Annotated in this window: 18 protein-coding genes and 1 pseudogene; 5 read left to right on the top strand and 14 right to left on the bottom strand. The window is 37.2% G+C overall.

Annotated elements, in window-relative coordinates:
• Positions 1 to 321: 321 nt before the first annotated feature.
• Both K5Q14_RS04175 and K5Q14_RS04170 read right to left on the bottom strand, forming a co-directional pair.
• Positions 322 to 468 (bottom strand): hypothetical protein, encoded by a 147-nt coding sequence (locus K5Q14_RS04175; protein ID WP_220734573.1) that lies wholly within the window; start codon positions 466 to 468, stop codon positions 322 to 324.
• Positions 469 to 633: 165 nt separating this feature from the next.
• Positions 634 to 1221 carry a TetR/AcrR family transcriptional regulator gene (locus K5Q14_RS04170; protein WP_220734572.1) on the bottom strand — a complete coding sequence of 196 codons (588 nt, stop codon included), beginning with the start codon at positions 1219 to 1221 and terminating at the stop codon, positions 634 to 636.
• Between the two features lie 143 nt (positions 1222 to 1364).
• Between K5Q14_RS04170 and K5Q14_RS04165 the strand changes: the two genes are divergently transcribed.
• On the top strand, positions 1365 to 2603 hold the full coding sequence (locus K5Q14_RS04165) for a YhgE/Pip domain-containing protein (protein WP_220734571.1): 1239 nt from the start codon (positions 1365 to 1367) through the stop codon (positions 2601 to 2603).
• Between the two features lie 409 nt (positions 2604 to 3012).
• On the opposite strand, the gene K5Q14_RS04160 is transcribed toward K5Q14_RS04165, so the two are convergent.
• The 3 genes from K5Q14_RS04160 to K5Q14_RS04150 are packed head-to-tail and all read right to left on the bottom strand — an operon-like array spanning position 3013 to position 5304.
• On the bottom strand, positions 3013 to 3336 hold the full coding sequence (locus K5Q14_RS04160) for a hypothetical protein (protein ID WP_246587557.1): 324 nt from the start codon (positions 3334 to 3336) through the stop codon (positions 3013 to 3015).
• A 19-nt stretch (positions 3337 to 3355) separates the two neighbouring features.
• The gene (gene radA, locus K5Q14_RS04155; RefSeq protein WP_220734706.1) at positions 3356 to 4723 is read right to left on the bottom strand and encodes a DNA repair protein RadA; all 1368 of its coding nucleotides are present in this window, start codon (positions 4721 to 4723) and stop codon (positions 3356 to 3358) included.
• Between the two features lie 41 nt (positions 4724 to 4764).
• The gene (locus K5Q14_RS04150; protein ID WP_220734570.1) at positions 4765 to 5304 is read right to left on the bottom strand and encodes a dCTP deaminase/dUTPase family protein; all 540 of its coding nucleotides are present in this window, start codon (positions 5302 to 5304) and stop codon (positions 4765 to 4767) included.
• Positions 5305 to 5546: 242 nt separating this feature from the next.
• Between K5Q14_RS04150 and K5Q14_RS04145 the strand changes: the two genes are divergently transcribed.
• The 3 genes from K5Q14_RS04145 to K5Q14_RS04135 all read left to right on the top strand — a co-directional run bounded on the left by K5Q14_RS04145 (position 5547) and on the right by K5Q14_RS04135 (position 8112).
• Positions 5547 to 5828 (top strand): GNAT family N-acetyltransferase, encoded by a 282-nt coding sequence (locus tag K5Q14_RS04145; protein ID WP_220734569.1) that lies wholly within the window; start codon positions 5547 to 5549, stop codon positions 5826 to 5828.
• Positions 5825 to 6508 carry a ribose-5-phosphate isomerase RpiA gene (rpiA, locus tag K5Q14_RS04140; RefSeq protein WP_220734568.1) on the top strand — a complete coding sequence of 228 codons (684 nt, stop codon included), beginning with the start codon at positions 5825 to 5827 and terminating at the stop codon, positions 6506 to 6508. The genes K5Q14_RS04145 and rpiA overlap by 4 nt, the downstream gene beginning before the upstream one ends.
• A gap of 179 nt (positions 6509 to 6687) precedes the next feature.
• Positions 6688 to 8112 (top strand): aspartate ammonia-lyase, encoded by a 1425-nt coding sequence (locus tag K5Q14_RS04135; protein ID WP_220734567.1) that lies wholly within the window; start codon positions 6688 to 6690, stop codon positions 8110 to 8112.
• Positions 8113 to 8236: 124 nt separating this feature from the next.
• Here K5Q14_RS04135 and K5Q14_RS04130 read toward each other — a convergent pair whose 3' ends face one another.
• The 4 genes from K5Q14_RS04130 to araA form a co-directional block, all read right to left on the bottom strand.
• Positions 8237 to 8959: an L-ribulose-5-phosphate 4-epimerase gene (locus K5Q14_RS04130; protein WP_220734566.1), complete on the bottom strand. Its 723-nt coding sequence runs from the start codon at positions 8957 to 8959 to the stop codon at positions 8237 to 8239.
• 6 nt (positions 8960 to 8965) lie between these two features.
• Positions 8966 to 10588: a xylulokinase gene (locus K5Q14_RS04125; protein WP_246587555.1), complete on the bottom strand. Its 1623-nt coding sequence runs from the start codon at positions 10586 to 10588 to the stop codon at positions 8966 to 8968.
• A gap of 96 nt (positions 10589 to 10684) precedes the next feature.
• A complete protein-coding gene (locus K5Q14_RS04120) occupies positions 10685 to 12064 on the bottom strand; it encodes a sugar porter family MFS transporter (protein ID WP_220734565.1) in 1380 nt (459 codons plus the stop codon).
• 10 nt (positions 12065 to 12074) lie between these two features.
• Complete coding sequence (araA, locus tag K5Q14_RS04115) at positions 12075 to 13499, bottom strand: L-arabinose isomerase (protein ID WP_220734564.1); 1425 nt, start codon at positions 13497 to 13499, stop codon at positions 12075 to 12077.
• Positions 13500 to 13883: 384 nt separating this feature from the next.
• Here araA and fba point away from each other — a divergent pair, with 384 nt between their 5' ends.
• Positions 13884 to 14759 carry a class II fructose-1,6-bisphosphate aldolase gene (gene fba / locus K5Q14_RS04110; protein ID WP_220734563.1) on the top strand — a complete coding sequence of 292 codons (876 nt, stop codon included), beginning with the start codon at positions 13884 to 13886 and terminating at the stop codon, positions 14757 to 14759.
• A gap of 45 nt (positions 14760 to 14804) precedes the next feature.
• Here the strand turns inward: fba and K5Q14_RS04105 are convergent, their stop codons facing one another.
• From K5Q14_RS04105 to leuD, 5 genes and pseudogenes are all read right to left on the bottom strand, one after another.
• Positions 14805 to 15893 (bottom strand): GntR family transcriptional regulator, encoded by a 1089-nt coding sequence (locus tag K5Q14_RS04105; RefSeq protein ID WP_220734562.1) that lies wholly within the window; start codon positions 15891 to 15893, stop codon positions 14805 to 14807.
• Between the two features lie 138 nt (positions 15894 to 16031).
• Positions 16032 to 17090, bottom strand: coding sequence for a HoxN/HupN/NixA family nickel/cobalt transporter (locus K5Q14_RS04100; protein ID WP_220734561.1), 1059 nt, complete (start codon positions 17088 to 17090; stop codon positions 16032 to 16034).
• 212 nt (positions 17091 to 17302) lie between these two features.
• Positions 17303 to 18091: pseudogene (locus K5Q14_RS04095) on the bottom strand (L-threonylcarbamoyladenylate synthase).
• A gap of 17 nt (positions 18092 to 18108) precedes the next feature.
• The gene (locus K5Q14_RS04090; protein WP_220734560.1) at positions 18109 to 19395 is read right to left on the bottom strand and encodes an MFS transporter; all 1287 of its coding nucleotides are present in this window, start codon (positions 19393 to 19395) and stop codon (positions 18109 to 18111) included.
• A gap of 10 nt (positions 19396 to 19405) precedes the next feature.
• On the bottom strand, positions 19406 to 19990 hold the full coding sequence (gene leuD, locus K5Q14_RS04085; protein ID WP_220734559.1) for a 3-isopropylmalate dehydratase small subunit: 585 nt from the start codon (positions 19988 to 19990) through the stop codon (positions 19406 to 19408).
• Between the last annotated feature and the right edge of the window lie 3 nt (positions 19991 to 19993).

The following is a 19993-nucleotide window of genomic DNA, read 5'->3' as shown; positions in this document are numbered from 1 at the left end:
TGCCATTTATATGCAATATAAACACCAAATTTTTGCAAAAAAGCGAATTTTTTTATTATAAAAAGCCCTCAACTGACTTCAAGCGCTTTCTGCCATACTTATAAATAACATTTTCATTGGTTAATGCCCTAAACAATCAATCATTTCCTCTGTATTTTTTTAATCAAAATAACACTAGTTATTCCAATTACAAAATACAAAATGGTCCACAACCACATTAATTTTGGTAGTTTGTCGAATAATAAACGGAGTGGATACATTAACACGAAAATCGGTATAAGAACTTGCAACAATTCTTTTTTCATAAAATCATCACCTCAATCAATTAGTTTTATAATAGTTTGGCACATTTCTATTATTGATCGTCCGCTGATAAATGACAATCCAACCATAAAACTTAGCAACTGTTGGTGTCATAATCCCAGTTACAACTGCTACGCTAGCTAATACTGTCATTCCTTTATTCATGTACTTCCCCTTGAAATTATATTTAATATGCTTCTTAAATATAATTAAATCATGAATGATCTACGTTTGTCAATAACTTTGTGAAAATATTTACTTTTTAACTATTGAGATTATCGTATGATATTTCAATAGGCAAGCTGCTCTTAACACGTAACCATTTTAATATCACTGCAAACTCTTAGCAAAAAAGCGAATTTGTTTATTATAAAATTCATTTGGTGTCACTAAAAGTTTAGGATTGCTAAACCGAATGCCGGATATAAAGTAGCCAAAATTTAACCAGACAAAATTCATCGTAGCAGCTTCCGTATCAATTGTAGCTGCTATTTTTTGTTGACGCTTCATCTCATCGAAGTAGGCCAATAAAATTTTTTTAAATTGAATTGGTATATCTTCAACAGCTTTCGCAATGTCCGGTCTTTTGAATGATTCCTGAAAACCCACCACGACGATTTCTTGGTGTCTCAATTGAAATTCTTGATATATTTTAGACATCGTTACCAAGTCATTTTCGATATTTCCCGTGACTGAAAAATCATCGAATATTGTTGATAAATCTTGCAAGTGCCTATCAATCACAACATCTAAAAGGCCTTCTTTATCTTTGAATTTTCTAAAGACTGTGCTCGGATTAACATGAGCAGCCTCAGCTATTTTATTAATTGTTGTCGCCTGATACCCCACCTGAATGAGTAAGGACACAAAGGCATTTAAAATCAATTCATAGTTCTTATCGTCAATTTCTTTAGACATAGCAACACCTCTTTGTAGTTATATTAACATAATATTTTACCAATAACAGTTGCTCTTCAACATTTTAATAAATGCATGCAAGTACTTGCATGCATTTATTAAAAGTGTTAAGCTTTTGTCAGAAAAATAAAAGGAGAAATAGCATGTCTTTTAAAAAATTTTTACAAAGCAAAGGTGTCATCGGATCTTTGATTATTATATTGTTTTATGGTCTACTCATGGTGGGTGTTTACTTTTCTGGCTATCAAGCAATTCCCAGTAAAGTGGATCAACTTCCCGTTGCTATTGTTAATCAAGATTCTGATAGTCGTCCATTGACAACTCAAATGAAGGATAAGTTACCATTCAAACATATCAAAACAAATTTAACGCTAAGTGAAGCAAAGGCGCAATTAAAAGATCGCAAAATTTATCTCATTATTAATGTGCCTGAACATTTCAACAATAACATTAAAGATGTCACGCACAATAGTACCGCTAGTCTCAAATTTTATATTAACTACTCTAATCCAACAACTGTGACAACAACTATGGAAACTGCCTCAAAAGCACTGGGTAGTCAAATTCAAAAAAGTGTTTTGTTAAAGCAGGGTCAAGGTATTTTAACTGCAGCTGAACTCAATCAACTACAAAAAGAAGTCACAGAAGCTGTTACAGCTAATCCTGAACAACAAGAAAAAATATTAAAACAAGCAAACGCAACAAAAGCTGAGACTGTTAATCAGATTAACAGTACTTATGGCAAGATTGCTAACTCATATAACGACAATATTATTAAAATCAATCCTGTTCCCTTAGGCATGCATCACAGCATGGCGCCATTCTTTCTAACCTTATCGTTCTACATTGGTTCTATGATCGCTGCGATGTTGATTGTCACAAGTTATAAGTCATTTGCACCATTAATTGGTCGCTGGCGTGCCTATCTATACACTGAAATAACAATTGGCCTCTTATCACTTCTCGCACCATTAATCATCGTAGGCTTGGGTAAATACATGTTGAACTTTAATACCAGTACCTATTGGCATCTATGGTTAACACATAGTATTGAATTATTTAGCGCATTAAACGTTAACCTCATTTTTTCCTTAATTTTAGGACAACTTGGTATCATGGTTAACATGCCATTTATGCTTATACAGGTTATTTCAGGCGCTGGTATGATACCACAACGTATATTGCCAGATTTCTTTAAGCTAATGAGCTACATCTCGCCTAGTTTCTACGCGATTCAATCTGATTTTAATATTTTATATGGTGGTAACGGCACACAAACCTTATGGCTACAACTCCTGATGATTGGAATCGTTGCAATCGCACTTCATTTGGTGATTGTCGCTTTTCAAAAGAACAATTCTGGCATCGTCAAACCGAGTTAACTTACAACAGACCAACATAAGAAACTGACTGCGTCATGAATCGCGCAAAAAAGCCAATTCCCTGATATGGTAATTGGCTTTTTCGTTTGATCATTGCTTTTGTTGCAATACACATATATGATAACAATTCTTAAATTCATAAATTACACAGCATACCAGTTAAATGATATGATTTCTCACTGCTAATGCAATCGCTTCGACTCCACTGGATACATTCATTTTATCATAAACTACCGTCAAGTGATTTTTTAAGATATCGTTATCCGCACGCAATTCAACCATATCATGTTGCATGGCCAGTATATCTTTTGGTGATAGGTTTTGTATGGTGTCGGCTTTATCTGCGGCCAGCCAGTTTGAGATGGTTCACCTTAATCTTCTGAAATTGAAGGATGGTGTGATGATCTGATTAAGCCGGCTTAGCAACCAATCGACCTGATTCATCTTTTTGTTGCGTTAATTGATATAATAAGCGCCACCAACGATATAAAATTATTGTAATACCTACCATACTAGCCAATAATATTCCGACTAGCAATAACTTCCCCCACAACACTAGATCATCGTTTATAAGTGTTAAACCAATTAACCAAGCTAACCCAACATCTAAAGCAACTAGTAACACTGATGCAAGTAAACCAAGCCACCAACGCTTACTATACGCTACGCCACGTAAAACATATTGATAAAGCCAATAATAGCCCATAATCAACGTCCAAACACTTTCACCCATGAATTTCACCCCTATTAATTTAATCCAAAGCCAATTTTAAAGCTTCACTTAACGTTGTCACACCAACAACTTGTATCCCCTCCGGAAATTCAATACCATTTAAATTGTTCTTAGGCACAATAGCACGCTTAAATCCGAGTTTACGCGCTTCCTTCAATCGTCCTTCAATATCAGCAACACTACGTACTTCGCCCGTTAAACCAATTTCACCGACAAAAACATCACTCGGACGTGATTCTTTATCATGATATGAACTAGCTATGGCAACCGCAATAGCTAAATCAATCGCTGGTTCATCTAATTTAACGCCACCCGCTGCTTTTAAATAGGCATCTTGATTTTGTAACAATAAATTCGCGCGCTTTTCCAGTACCGCCATAATCAACGAGACACGATTACGATCTAATCCTGAAGCCGTTCGTTGTGCATTACCAAACACGGTTGGTGTCACCAAAGCTTGTAATTCCACCAAAATCGGTCGTGAGCCTTCAAGTGCGACAACAATTGCCGAACCAGTTGCCCCAGCCAACCGCTCTTCTAAGAAAATTTCAGAGGGATTCGCTACTTCAATTAAACCACCATCGCGCATTTCAAAAATACCCAATTCGTTGGTTGCGCCAAATCTATTTTTTACCGCACGCAAGATACGATATTTATAATTACTATCACCCTCAAAATAAAGTACCGTATCAACCATGTGTTCCAAAATTTTAGGTCCTGCAATCGCGCCATCTTTGGTCACATGGCCGACAATGAAGATAGATATATTGTTTGTTTTGGCAATTTGTAAGAGATCTGCCGTCACTTCTCGAATTTGTGATACTGATCCAATGGCAGATGTGACATCTGGTTCTTGCATCGTTTGCACGGAATCAATCACGACAAAATCGGGTTGTAATTCATCAATCTGTTTTTTAATGGCCGTCATATCAGTTTCTGGATACAAGTAAAATTCATCGTTTCCGACACCTAAACGGTCAGCTCGCAACTTGACTTGTGTGGCTGATTCTTCACCGGTAACATACAACACACGGCCCTCATGTGCCAATTGCCCTGAAACTTGTAGCAAAAGTGTTGATTTTCCAATACCAGGATCACCACCAATTAACACCATGGATCCAGGAACAACGCCACCACCTAAAACACGATTAAGTTCTTTCAGATTCGTTGCCACGCGTGGTGTCTCTTCAGAAGTAATCTCGTTAATTTTCTCAACTTTTGCCGTGCGGCCATCAAGGCTCACACGACTCTTACGATCATTAACTTCAGGGGCAATTTTTTCTTCAACAAATGTCCCCCATTCACCACAGTTTGAACACCGGCCTAGATAACGTGCTGATGTGAAGCCACAGTTCGAACAAATAAATTGTGTTTTAACTTTAGCGATGGTTATTCTCCTTTGTTACTATTGCTTAAATATCTTTTTGATTAATTTTGACCAGTTGAGCCAAAGCCACCATTTCGTTGCGCTTTGACAACACTTTCATCCCCATCAGCCAACAAATATGGCAAGAATATCCCTTGTCCAATGCGCTCGCCTTTTTTAATATGCACATCCTTCATACCAAAATTAATGAATTGGAAGAAAATTTCGCCTTCATTTGAAGGATTATTATAATAATCAGCATCCACAATTCCAACTGCGTTAGGCATCATAATTCGTTTTTTAATTGGTCCACTAGAACGTGACACCAATTGCAAATACTCGCCTTCCGCCATATAAGCTTTGATTCCTGTTGGAATCAATACTGGCTTAAGCATATTTTGGAGATCTGCATTATCACGTACGCCTTTTAATTTACCTAATGACAAAACGCTAAGTCCTTTAAAAAAAAAATTACTTGTGGCACTTGGAATGACTATATCTTCTGAAGCTTCAAAATCATACCCTGCTGCTGCTTGCGTACTACGTTTTGGTACATTAAGACCATCATTGACCTTAGCTGAAACAATTTCAAATCCGCGCATATTTTTTTAGCGTACAACTGACACACAAAGCACGAGTTGTACGTTTCCTCCATTTATAGTTAATCTTTCTTTACTATTATACGGTAAAAGCAGGCTGTTTTTAAAAGAGATTTCATGACAACTTTAAATTGTCTCCTAAATACCATGGTTCAATCGCTAAGCACTAGATTATGCGGTACAATTAAGGTATCAATAAATGTCATTAAACAGGTTGAAATTTGGTAACAGAATGGAGAAAAATTATGGACTTCCAACATGAACCAGGACGCTATTTTTTACAAGACAACGACAAAACATTAGCTGAAATTATTTATACAACCATTAATAATGGTCAAACATATTCAGTTAACGCAACACGTGTTGATCCTTCTCTACGTGGTCAAGGCATTGCTGCACAATTACTTGATGCAGTCATTAACGAGGCACAGACTAATCATATGACGATCAAGGCAGTTTGCCCTTACGTGAAAAAGGCATTTGCCCAAAAACCCGCTAAATATCAGGAGATTGAGTACAAACCATGAGTCAAGAGTTACAAAAAATTATCGCTGGCCGACGCGCCGCTGAATTTGTTCAAAATGATATGGTTGTCGGTATTGGTTCAGGATCAACAATTGCTCATGTCATTGAGGCGCTTGGGGAGCGCGTAGTCAAGGAAAATTTAAAAATTGTTGGCGTCGCAACTTCTGAAAAAACACGTCGTAACGCTGCGCAACTTGGTATCCCAATGTATAATGTTGACGATGTTGACAAAATTGATTTAACGATTGATGGTGCCGATCAAATTGCTGATGATTTTTCAGCCATTAAAGGCGGTGGTGCGGCCTTACTTTGGGAGAAAATTGTTGCGTTTAACTCACGTGAGAATATTTGGGTTGTTGATGCAACAAAACGGGTATCAAAGCTTAATCAATATCTACCTGTAGAAGTCATTCCCTATGGTTCAGACCAGCTTTTTAAGCGCTTTCAGGCTGATGGCTTTCATCCAACATGGCGCTTAGATCAAAATGGTAACCCTGTGCGTACAGATTCCGCAAATTTTTTGATTGATTTGCATTTACCACTAATTGAAAATCCCCGTGAACTTGGGGATGAATTAATTAAAATGGTCGGCGTTGTCGAACATGGTTTATTTACGGATGTCGTCAATCGCGTCGTGATCGGTGAAAATGATCACACCGCTAAAATATTAGAAGTAAAATAAAAAGAAAACAGCATACAAATGTTGTTTTCTTTTTGGTTTAGCCAGATAAATAAGTAAATAGCACTAGAAATCTCACTATTTACAAAGAATATCGCATGTCAAGATAGGTAACATGTTTAATTGGTATAGCTGCAATAAGGGATAAAATAGTCCTATAGGAATTTACTAAGGAGATCCTCATGCGCACTGAATCTGATTCACTCGGCCAACTCAACATCCCACAAACAGCTTATTATGGTATTCACACACAACGTGCCTTACAAAATTTTCCCATCTCTTCACAACCAACACACCCTGAATTGATTCGTGCCTTTTTAGAAATAAAACAAGCAGCCGCAAAAACCAACGCTACTTCAGGTAATCTTGACCGGTCTGTAGCCAAACATATTGTCAGTGCAACTAAAACACTGCTTAATACGCCAATTGATTTATCTATGTTCCCCATTAGTGATATTCAAGGCGGCGCTGGTACATCCGCCAACATGAATGTGAATGAAGTCATTGCTAATGTTGCCTTAGAACAAACGGGTCGTTCGCGCGGTGATTATACCTACATCAATCCAAATGATCATGTTAACATGGCCCAAAGTACTAATGATACTTATCCTAGTGCTGGAAAAATAGCCTTATTACGTTTGCTAGATCCACTGCTTTTAGAACTACAAAATTTAATTGATGCTTTAGGTAATAAAGCTGATGAATTTTCAACAACTTATAAAATGGGTCGTACGCAATTGCAAGATGCCGTGCCAACGACCTTAGGTAACAGCTTTCACGCCTGGTTAAAACCTTTACTGCGAGATACTTTACGTATTCAACGTGCACGCGAGCCACTTTATATGCTGAACTTGGGTGGTTCAGCAATCGGTTCAGGTATTAATGTGAGCTACCATTATCAAGTACATATTGTGCCAAATCTTGCCGGTATCACCAAGTTGCCATTAACACAGGCTCATGATCTGTTTGATGCCACACAAAATCTTGATGGCTTGGTCGCTTTATCAGGCACTTTGAAAACACTCGCCATGAGTCTCTCTAAAATTGCCAATGATTTACGTTTAATGAGTTCTGGCCCACGATCTGGGCTACTTGAAATCAATCTACCGGCAAAACAGGCCGGTTCATCAATTATGCCCGGAAAAGTTAATCCAGTGATTCCAGAAGTTGTGAACCAAGTCGCTTTTGAAATGTTTGGCTTTGATGCAACAATTACCGCAGCTGCAGAGGCTGGACAATTAGAACTCAACGCTTTTGAACCGATTATATTTCGTTCATTATTTGCTGGCATTGAACATCTTACAGCAGCAATGACTACCTTACGACTTAACGCGATTGATGGCATCACAAGTAACAAATCACGACTGGCGCAAGATATTGATTTATCAGTTAGTTTTGCTACCGCCATGACACCAATTATCGGTTATCAAGAAGCCGCCAAACTTGCCAAAGAATCTATACGAACGGGTAAATCATTGCGCCAACTGGCTGAGAAAAAATCATACTTTACACCTGATCAATTGACTCATATATTTAAGATTGAAGATATCGTCATTAACGCACGAACACCTGAACATGGGCTAGTTTTGCATGCCCCAGCACAGTAACGAAAACATCACAAACTATAGATCTATATTTAAACAATTGTTATGAAAAAGCCAACATATCTTCTATGAACTGAAGATATGTTGGCTTTTAAGCATTTTTTGCACATGACATGGTAAAAATGTCTCAAGCATTTTTAATTTTAAACTTTTTACCTTGTCCGTAATAAGCATTAGCCCCATGCTTACGATAGTAATGTTTATCTAATAAATACTGTGGCACGTGGATGTCTTGTGCTGGATTCAATTGCATCGTATGATAATCCATGTCGGCTACAACATCTAAAACAATCGCATTGTGGACGGCATCCATCGCATCTTTTCCCCATGTAAACGGCCCATGATCATTGGTCAACACACCTGGAATTGCCATTGGATCAAGCCCTTCTCGTTCAAACACACGAACGATTGATTTGCCAGTATTTAATTCGTAATTTTCAGCTACTTCTACTTGTGTTAATCTATCAGCCAACGGCACATCACCATAAAATGTGTCAGCATGTGTTGTTCCCGCTGCTGGTACTGGTATCCCTGCTTGAGCAAATGCAACGGCCCATTTTGAATGGGTATGCACGATACCGCCTAAATCAGGCCAATGTCGATACAAAAAAGCGTGTGTTGGTGTATCACTCGATGGGTTCATATCACCTTCAACCACATGCCCCTCTAAATCAACAACAACCATATCTTCAGGTCGAAGTGTCGCATAATCGACACCACTGGGTTTAATAACAAATAACCCTTTTTCACGATCAATTTGCGAGACATTACCCCAAGTAAGCGTCACCAAATTATTAGCTGGCAAGGCCATATTAGCTTCATAAACAATTTGCTTCAAATTTTCTAACATCAGTGTTCATTCCTTTCTTTTTTGTGATGGTAACGCTTTAATAGCCGCTAATTCAATGTCCAACCCAGCAACGTATCTTGCCATAAATTTCTCAAATCCAGTAACATCGCTTGGATCTGGTGATAACGTTTCAGACTTTTCATTAGCGAAAACAACATGACTTAAAAATTCAGATAATGTTTCATTGGTACTTTTATTAGCAGCATATAGAGACAAAATTGCCATCCCCCACGGGCCGCCTTCACCAGCCGTTTTCATTACAGTAACATTGGTATTTAAGGCTGCTGCTAACAATTTTTGAGCAACAATTGGTGTTTTGAATACACCACCTTGCGCCACAATATTATCGGTCAATACCTGCTCATCCTCTAATATACGCATGCCAATTTTAATCGCACCGAAAGCCGTAAACAAATGGAAACGCATCAAATTACCAATTGTAAAATCTGTGTCAGGTTGCCTCACAAGTAGTGGCCTTCCCTCAGGAATTCCCGTAATATTTTCTCCAGAATAGTACCCATAACCAGAAAGGCCACCTGCATCAGGTTCAGCATCATTTAGCGCAGCGTTAAACAATGTCTGATAAAGCTCACTTGTTGCAATATCATAATCAATTAACTGTGCAAATTGCGCAAAGAGCTTCGACCAAGCGTTTAAATCTGAGGCAGAATTATTAGCGTGTACCATCGCTACTGGTAATCCAGTGGGCGTTGTGACAATATCAATGTTACTGTAAACATGTTGAAGATTTTTTTCTAACACTATCATTGAAAAAATTGACGTACCGACCGAAATATTTCCTGTTCTCTTTTTAACACTATTAGTGGCTACCATACCAGTTCCGGCATCTCCTTCAGGCGGCGCAATAATTGCGCCAGCTGTTAGGTGACCCGTAGGATCTAATAAATTTGCCCCTTTTTCTGTCAAATAGCCAGCGTTTTCCCCAGCTTTTAATGGCTTAGGTAAAATATTTTCTAGTTGCCAATTATATTGTTGAACTGATTTCAATGACCTGAATTTTTCCAACATTATTTGGTTATAAGTACCAGTTTTTTCGTCAATTGGAAACATACCCGAGGCATCACCAATACCAATTACCTTGTCACCTGTTAACTGCCAATGTACATAACCAGCTAATGTTGTGATAAAATCAACACTCTTAACGTGGGTTTCTTGATTTAAAATAGCTTGATAAAGGTGTGCAATGCTCCACCGCTGCGGAATGTTGAAGTTAAATAATTGGGTTAATTCTGAGGCAGCTTGACCCGTGATAGCGTTGCGCCACGTTCTAAAGGGAACCAATAACTCATTATTCTTATCAAATGCCAAATAACCATGCATCATCGCTGAAAATCCCATCGTTTTAATACTGGTTATTTCTACACCATAATCATCGTGAATTTGTTTTTGTAACTTAGTATAGGCAGTCTGCAATCCTAGCCAAATATCAGAAATGGCATATGTCCAAAGACCATCTTTAAAATTATTTTCCCACTCGTAACTACCTGAAGCGACTGTTTTAAAATCTTCTGTTGTTAACACAGCTTTAACGGTAGTTGAACCAAATTCTACGCCCAAAGCAATGTTACCTGCTTTAATCGCCTGCATTGTTTCTTTATGTGTCATCATAAATATTCTCCTAAGTGAAAAATGCTAATCAATGTGTGTTCATCTGACTAGCATTTTTGTTTTGATTCAGATAAAACATTTAAATCTTTTCGTATTTTAATGACTTGTTCCTTGTGCCTCAATCTCTTCAAGTGTTTTACCATAAGTTTCTGGTACGGCAAACCTTATAAAGAGAACGGCAACGATTGAAATAACACCAAAAATTGCAAATACTGATGTTTGTGGCATTGCTGCAGTCATAATCGGAAATAAGAGACCTACAGCAAAAGATCCAAGCCAGTTAAACGATGATGCTAAGCCGCTCGCACGTCCGCGAATTGCTAAAGGAAATACTTCTCCTACCAATACCCAAGTAAGTGGTGCCCACGTAAATGAGTAAAACGCAACAAATATAGATAAGAATACAACAATCAACATAGGTGGGAATTTATCCGCCCCAAGGAGTGCATTTAATGCAGCAGGCATCAAGAAGGACAATGCCATAACTGTACCTCCAAGCGTCAGCAAGGTACGACGCTTGAACCTATCCGCAATGGCCATGTATAGTAGTGCACCAAGCACAAGAATAACACCTTGAATAATAGGCCACAATAACGCGCTAGAAGCAGATTGCCCGCTGGCCTTTTCAACAATCAAAGGAATATAGTAGAAAATAGCGTTTGCTCCCATAAATTGTTGAAAAGCTGCCACACCAATACCAGCTGTCACAAGATAACGGTACTTGCTTGAAAATAAAGTTCCCAATGTAATATTTTTTTGGGCACCTGCTTCAAGTGCTACCGTTTTTTGAATCTCCTCTAATTCTGGTTCAACTTCTGTATCAGTACGAATATAGGTTAAGACTTGACGAGCAACAGCTAATTTATTCGTCTTGACCAAGAATCGAGGTGATTCAGGTAACCGTAAAACACCGAAAAAAAGTATGATAGCAGGCACTGCTGCTAGGCCTAACATTAAACGCCACGCAATTGTGTGGGGTAACCCTTGTAATAAATAATCGACAATATAAGATAAAAGCATACCAGAAACAATCATCAGTTGATTTAATCCTGATAAGCGACCACGTGATTTTGCAGGAGCCATTTCAGACATATAAGATGGCACTAAGGCCGAAGCCGCACCTACTGCCAATCCGAGAAGTACTCGTGCAAACAACAACCAAACGACACCATCATTTGGTGAAAACCCAGCCATGATAGCACCAATGGCAAACACAAACGAAGATGCAAGAATCATTCGCCGTCGTCCTAACTTATCAGACAGTTGACCAGCCAATGCGCCACCGACAATTGCTCCTAACATCAGTGTTGATGTTATCCAACCAATTGTACCAGCATCCGTTAAGTGCCAATCCTTTTGTAAAAACGGCAAAGCACCAGTCATAACACCAATATCATAACCAAATAAAATGCCACCAAAAGCACCAAAAAAGTAAATGAAGGCGCTTCCTATTTTTTTTGTAGATCTATTTTCCATGTTTACACCATTACTTAATATTTACAAACGTCAGACCAAACAACTTCGCTAAATCAGTTAGTTGTTCAGTATCGACAGCAAAACTCAATGTTGTATGATGTCCACCACCAGCTGTTAGCCAGCCTTCTGCACCAGATTTAAGCCCTGTTTTAGGTGTCCAAAGCTGCTTTGCAACTGGTAAAAATGGTGTTTCCGCTTCAGGCTTGTTCCCTGTGACTTCATAACTAATCAATTTGAATTCATCACCAAAATCAGCTAACGTAACATCAACTGCATCACCGGTACGCCCAGTGAAGACCAAACGTGCTGGATCCTCTTTACCGCCAATGTCTAATGGATGAACCTCAACGCGCGGTTTATTTGAGGCAATTGTGGGATCAACCTCTAGCATGTGTGACCCTAAAATTGCTTCGTGTCCTTTCCGCAAATCTAAAGTGTAATCTTCCATAAAGGCTGTTGCCTGATTATGAGAAATGATTTTTAGTAAACGCGTTAGTGCCGCTGTTTTCCAGTCTCCTTCCCCAGCAAATCCATAGCCATCAGCCATCAAAAGTTGAACTGCTAAACCAGGCAATTGTTCCAAACCAACTAAGTCTTCAAAATTAGTCGTAAATCCTGAATAACCTTTGTCAGTCATAAATTTCTTAATGGCAATATACTCGCGTATTTGATATTTGACATTATGTTCAAATTTTTCCGGTGTATTTTCACCTGCAATAAAATCATATTTTTCTTGTAAGTCTTCATAGAGTTGATCAATATCAGCATCATTGACTGCATTAACGTAAGCAACTAAGTCACCCACGCCCCAATAGTCTACTGTCCAACCTAGCTTAATTTGAGCTTCAACTTTGTCGCCATCTGTTACCGCAACATCGCGCATTTTGTCCGCAAAAGTTACAATTTTAATTTTGAAACTTTCATTGTAGCCAACCGCAACAGCCATCCATTTAGCAATTTGCGTTTGAATATCATCATCGGCCCAGTGACCAAAAATAATTTTGTTATTCAAACGTAAGCGCGCATTAATGAATGCATATTCGCGATCACCATGAGCAGATTGATTTAAATTCATATAATCAAAGTCAATTGTGTCATAAGGTATGGTATTTAACATTTGTGTTGCTAAATGCATGAGCGGCTTATTTAATAATTGCGTGCCACGAATCCAATTTTTTGCTGGTGAAAATGTGTGTGCCCAAGTAATAACACCAGCTACAGAATCATCATAGTTTGCTTCTTTCATAGCCTGTGTAATGTTTTCAGCAGTAATACCCACTGTCTTGAACTCAATTGGATAAGGTAATTTACCAGATTCGTTTAATTTGTTAATCAACTTTTTAGAATCTTCTTCAACCTGAGTCAATACTTCCGTTCCATACAGGGATTGAGATCCTGTCACAAACCAAAACTTGTAATCTTTTATAATAGCCATCTTTTCCATTCTTTCTTATACATGATTTATAAGTAATATAATACAAAAACCTGTTTATCTAGAATTTAACAACTTTTTGTAACCGCTTACAACAACACTATAAAACATTTGTCCGTATATGTCAATTAATATATTTTTTATAGAATAAATAAAAATGTTATCTTTTTTAAAATTGGTATACCTTGTTTTTTAAATCATTTAGTTGTATAATTTTTGATATGCTCAATTTATTGTAACCGCTTTCATCATTTGTTTATGATTACGTTTTAAAATTGTAGCATTTTTAAATTAAGCAACATCATAAAAAATACAGAGCAAAATATTATTGGCAGTTAATTAGTATCATATTGATCTCTGTTTTTCAAAAAAGGATGGTATTCAAAAATGACAATCGTTTCAGGATCACAAATGATACAACATGCTCGTAGTAACGGCTATGCTGTTGGTGCTTTTAATACAAACAATCTTGAGTGGACCAAAGCAATTTTACGTGTTGCTGAAAATAAACAGGCCCCCACAATTATTGCGGCTTCAATGGGTGCCATTAAGTATATGGGCGGATTTAAAACTGTTGCCAATCTAATTCGTGATTTAGATGATGACATGAAAATTTCAGTCCCAATTGCGATTCATCTTGATCATGGTGACTACCAAGCAGCCAAAGATGCTATTGCCGCTAACTTTACTTCTGTTATGTTCGATGGCTCACATTTACCGTTAAAGGACAATTTAGCTCAAACGCGCGAAATCGTTGAATTAGCCCATGCAAAAGGCATATCAGTAGAAGCTGAAGTTGGTAGCATTGGCGGTGAAGAAGACGGTATTATCGGTAATGGTGAGATTGCACCAATTGCCGATGCTGTAGCTATGGTTAATACCAATATTGATTTTTTGGCAGCTGGTATAGGTAATATTCATGGTACCTATCCAGAGGAATGGCAAGGGTTACAGCTTAACCATTTACATAAATTAACCGATGCAATCAATGATGCTATTGGTTATAATTTTCCAGTCGTTTTACATGGTGGCTCAGGTGTACCGGATAACCAAATTCGTGAAGCTATTACTATGGGTATTGCCAAAGTAAATGTCAATACTGAAGCACAATTGGCATTCCATCAAGCATTACGTAAATTTATATTGTCAGATCAAGATCTACAAGGTAAAAATTATGATCCTCGTAAGCTCTTAGCTTCCGGTGTTACAGCCATTGAAAACGCACTATCTGATCGTATAGACGTTTTTGGCAGTCATCAATAATACAAAGGTATACATAAAAAAGCTAACTAGAAAATAAATTTCTAATTAGCTTTTTTTACGTAAATCTTTCACAGAATCACGTTCTATTAATTTAGAATCATACACAATATCAGTCACTTTATGGTGTTTAATTTTTTGTAGCAATAGTTTAGCTGCATCTTTTCCCATATTTTGCTTAGCATGTGTCATTGTCGTCAATCTCGGAGATAAATATTGAGATAACTGAAAATCATCAAATCCTATAACCGATATATCTTCTGGTACTTTTAAACCTATATCATGTATTAAATCAATGATTCTGATTGCTAATTGATCGTTATACGTAATAATTGCTGTGGGCCTTTTGTTTGGTTCTTTTAGTAAAAGTTCGTTGGTACTTTGTAATGCATCACTCACTTCATCAGACTTATACATAATAGGCATACAATTTGGTAAAATATTTGGATGATCTTGATAGGCTTTTAAATAACCCTCTAAACGATGTACACCTTGGCTATCAGAAACTTGAAAGATGCCAACAATTTTTTGATGTCCTCGGTCAATTAAATAATTAGTGGCACGATAAAAAGCTGCCGTGTCGTCACTCATCAATGTCGTACCTTCAAAATTATTATAACCCGCGTTAATAAATACCATAGGGACATTCATCTGATCTAGTTGTTGATATAAATCAACATTAGGTGTATCTATTGCACTTTGAGTCGGTTCAATAATTAACCCACCTAGATTTTGACTCATGAGATTTATAAGTGCTGTCCGTTCTCGAACCGGATCATTATGTGTATTGGCTAAAATCAGTGAAAATCCATTTTCAGATAATACTTGGTCTGCACCATCAATAATGGCCGGAAAAATATATGACGCCACATGAGTCGATAAAATGCCAATAACTTTAGGAACTTCTTCAAATTTTTTTGTATCCGACCAATCAGCGACGAAAGAGCCACCACCTTGTACGCGATAGATAAACTTTTCATTTTCTAAATCAGAAATAGCGCGACGTACTGTATATCGGCTAACAGAGAAGGTAGACATCATATCGCTTTCAGTAGGCAGCTGTTGATCTTTTTGATACGTGCCACGTAGTATTTTATCTAGAATACTTTTTTTAACAATTTCATATTTATTTGCCATAGTAACATTACTCGTGCAGAACATTTATTCCTAACAATTATCTGCGCAAAACCTATCATTTATTTTGTGTCATTTCAAGATACTTTCATCTTAACATATTCTCATGTATTCATACAAAATATAGTCTGCTACAGCAAATCATTTATTAACGCTTTTATTTTCAGTTATTAAACCTACTTCCTCTTTATCTGCTAATTTAAAGATATGCCAAAAAGTGATAGCAATTATCCAAGTGACTACAAATAACATCACCAAAATTAACCCCATTTTATTAAAGTCTAAAGCCGCTACCCAACGTGTTAAGGCATTGTGCCAATCAAACATGGCGCTAAACGACTGCACTAAATCAACAAATCCAATAAATCCAGCTGCTAATATCGAAATTCCAGTAAGTGTTAAATTATAATAAACTTTACGATAAGGGGATGAAAATACCCAATTATACGTCGTGCTCATAAAAAATCCATCTACTGTGTCCATTAAACACATACCAGCGGTAAATAACAGCGGAAAAGCCATGGTTGCATACCAAGGTACACCTGCATTGGCTGCAGTAGCTGATGTTGCCAATACTGCAATTTGTGTTGCCGTATCAAATCCTAAACCAAATAAAAATCCCACAACAGCTACTTGCCAATTATGTTTAATCATTCCTAATAATCTTAGAAATAAACGATAGATTTTCGATGTCACTACTTGTTTATCTACGCCAGTCGATTGATCACGCTGATGACTCATTTTCTTAAATTTCAACCAAATGTCATGTAAAATGAAGCTATTAACACTAGCTAATATAAGTAACATAATACCTGCAATCAATGTGCCAATAGCCCCACCAATTTGTTCAAAAATCGGCATCGTGTGCTTAGCCCATTCAACAAATAAAACTGTTAACAATGCCATCAGCACCACAACCATTGAATGGCCAAATGAAAAACTAAAACCAACACCTCTTGTATTTTTACCATCATTAAGCATTTTACGTGTCATGTTATCGATAGCTGCAATATGATCAACGTCAAATGCATGATGTAGCCCCATTGTAAACGACAAATAAGCCATCGCGATCATTTCAGGATACTGCGCCGCACGAGTCAGCAATAAAATTATGCCAGCTATTAAAAAAATCAAAATAACGCTACCATAGCGTAAAGCATCGGACTGGATTGTTGCCTGTTTTTTGGTCATTAACATCATAAATTTTCTCCTCGTGTTGTCTAATAGTAGATTATCATGTTTGTGACTTGATAAACATTGTTTGAACAAAACATGTCCTTAACGTACAAAAAATGTCCTTTTGCACCGTTATTAGATGACAAAATATCGTCACAAAAATATTTCAAGTTTGACTACTTGGGCTGTTTTGTTATTTAAAATGCCAGCCTGTCAATTTAATTTTAATTTTTGAATTAATAATAGAATCCATGTCGATAGTCCCACGATGGGAAAATATTACTCATAATTTCCATAATTTTAGTAACATCTAGTCCCTTTCGAATTAGTACTGGTGCGGGTTGCACACCAACAATACCGTTTTGTTGTGGAATTAACTGACCTGCATCATCAACCATCGACACCATCACACCTTGTTCATAACGTGTATTTAAAGTTTTATCAGGTTGAATTGATGCCACATAATCATCTGCTTCAATAATGATGTCAGCAGCATTTTCAATTTAGGCACCGATTCCAGCAACTAAACCGCGATTTCCCTGACCAGAAGGATTGGCTGAACTTGCAAATGAGAATTTACCGTATTTTTCCCACATTTCTTTGGCAATATTTTCACTTGGTGTGCCAAATTTGATAACAAAACAACTGGTTTCGTGTTTATCCATCATCAAATCTTTTGTCCCATCGTGTGGTATTTTACTTTTAGCTTCTTCCTGCCAGGGCAAAATACAACCTAACAAAATGTCTTTATCCCAATGTTGCTGATACATCTGCTCGATTTCAGGTGTCATTTGTGCTAGTTCTTTGACTTGTTCTACTGAACCACATAAGACAACACCTGGCTTATTGCGTTTACGATTTTTAGCTGAAAATTTACGTTCCAAACCTTTATCATCTGAGGTCATAATAATATAGCCCACTTTTGTTGGGCTAACAATCATGCCGCCTTCATCTTTCAAAATACTAATGGCTTCGCTTTGAACACCACCGTTCCAGTGAATCTTTGTCGTTGTTAACTCTGTCATTATAAAATACCATCCTTTTAATATATTGCTTTTTGTTTTGTTTCCGGTCCATAAATGGCTACCACAATCGCTGCGATTATTGCTACTGCTGCGATAAAATAAAAAATCAAATTAGCGCTAAATTGTGTCATCGCCCATGCTGCAAAATAGGGTGTTAAAACTGTTAATATTTTGGCAACACCATTAGCATAACCTGTACCACGGAACCTAAAGTAAGTGGGGAATAATTCCGACATATAAACGCCGACAACCGAAGCCATTAAAATATACATCATGGTCACCACTAAAAATCCAATGGTTAAAATTCCTGCTGTTGTATGTTGCTGTGAATAAATTAATCCAAATACTGCTGTCATTATGAATGCAGTTACAATCACTTTCTTACGTCCAATAAAATCAACTAACAAGGCGCCTATCAGGGCACCTATGGGTGCCCCAGCCATCATGATTGCAGAAAAAGTTAGTGAATGCGCGACTTCGATTCCCTGTTTAATTAATAATGTTGGCATCCATGATGTAAATGTATACTGCATTAAGTTAACTGCACTCACTGAAACTGTCGCTACTAGCAATCCCATGCCGATTTTTGTTTTTACTGACGGTTGATATGTTAATGTGTCATTAACACGATATGAGCCATTAGCTTCTAACTTTTCAATAATTTTTTCTGCTTGATCATAATCACCACGTGAAATTAACCACCGAGGCGATTCCGGAAAATGTCGACGCACAAGCCACAATATTAGTGCCAGCACACCAACAATAATAAACATTGCACGCCATGTATAACGCGGAATAACACTTGCTGCCAAAAGTAATGTCAATGGTGCAGCTAGGTTAGCAATAACCGAAGTAATGCCACTCCAGCGACCACGATTTTTAACTGGTGCAAACTCATTAATTAATGCATATCCAGTCACAATTTCTGCGCCTAACCCAATCGCTGCGAAAAATCTTAATCCAATTAGCACCCATACATTAGTCGCAAATGCTGCACATAAGGTTAACACACCAAAAATTAATAAATTGGTTGAATAGGCTTTTCTTCTACCAAAAAAGTCACCAATAAAGCCAGCAAAAATGGATCCGAAGAAAAGCCCTAAAAATCCTGAAGATAAAAATATAGAGCCTTGCGCCAGTGTCGCAAAATGTGTACTAACTATGGCACTATTGACCGCACTTGCAAGATAAACATCTGCACCATCTAAAATCATGCCAGCTGCAATCATCGCAAAAACACGGTAAAATGTTGATGTTTCTTTAGTCGTATCCATACGTTGTTGCAAAATCATTGCTTGTTCCATAAACTACCTCCTATCCAAAATTTGGACGTTGCCTTTCAAAGACAGTGATTAATTTTTCATATTTCATCGTATTATCAATGTCATCTTCGCCATTGATAAATTTTTCTTTCCATTGTGAATTAATGTCAAAGTGAAAAGTATCATTTTTATAAGTCACAGTTTGTTTAGGTAAATCAATTCGAATCTTTTCATCTGCTTGAATATTGCGTAATATTTTCCGATTTCTTTCAGGCAATACAATTGGTAGCAAGCCATTTTTGGTTGCGTTCATATAAAAAATATCTGAAAATCCGCCACCAATGACTGCCCTAAATCCATAATCTGTTAACGCCCATACCGCGTGTTCTCGTGATGATCCTGATCCAAAATCATCCCCTGTAATTAAAATTGAAGCGTTTTTATGCTCTGGTTTATTCAACTCAAATGTTTCAATCAATGAACCGTCAGCATTGTAACGCCAATCATAAAATAAATCTTTGCCAAATCCCGTTTTTAAAATATTTTTCAAAAATTGTTTGGGTAAGATAATATCAGTATTAATGTTGTCATTTGGAATAACAACTGCTGTGCCTATTTCTCTTACAAAAGCTTCCATACT

Origin of the sequence: Leuconostoc inhae, assembly GCF_019656015.1 — a bacterium.
Classification (GTDB): domain Bacteria; phylum Bacillota; class Bacilli; order Lactobacillales; family Lactobacillaceae; genus Leuconostoc; species Leuconostoc inhae_A.
Note: the sequence above shows the minus strand (reverse complement) of the source record. Positions and strands in the feature narration are given on the sequence as shown.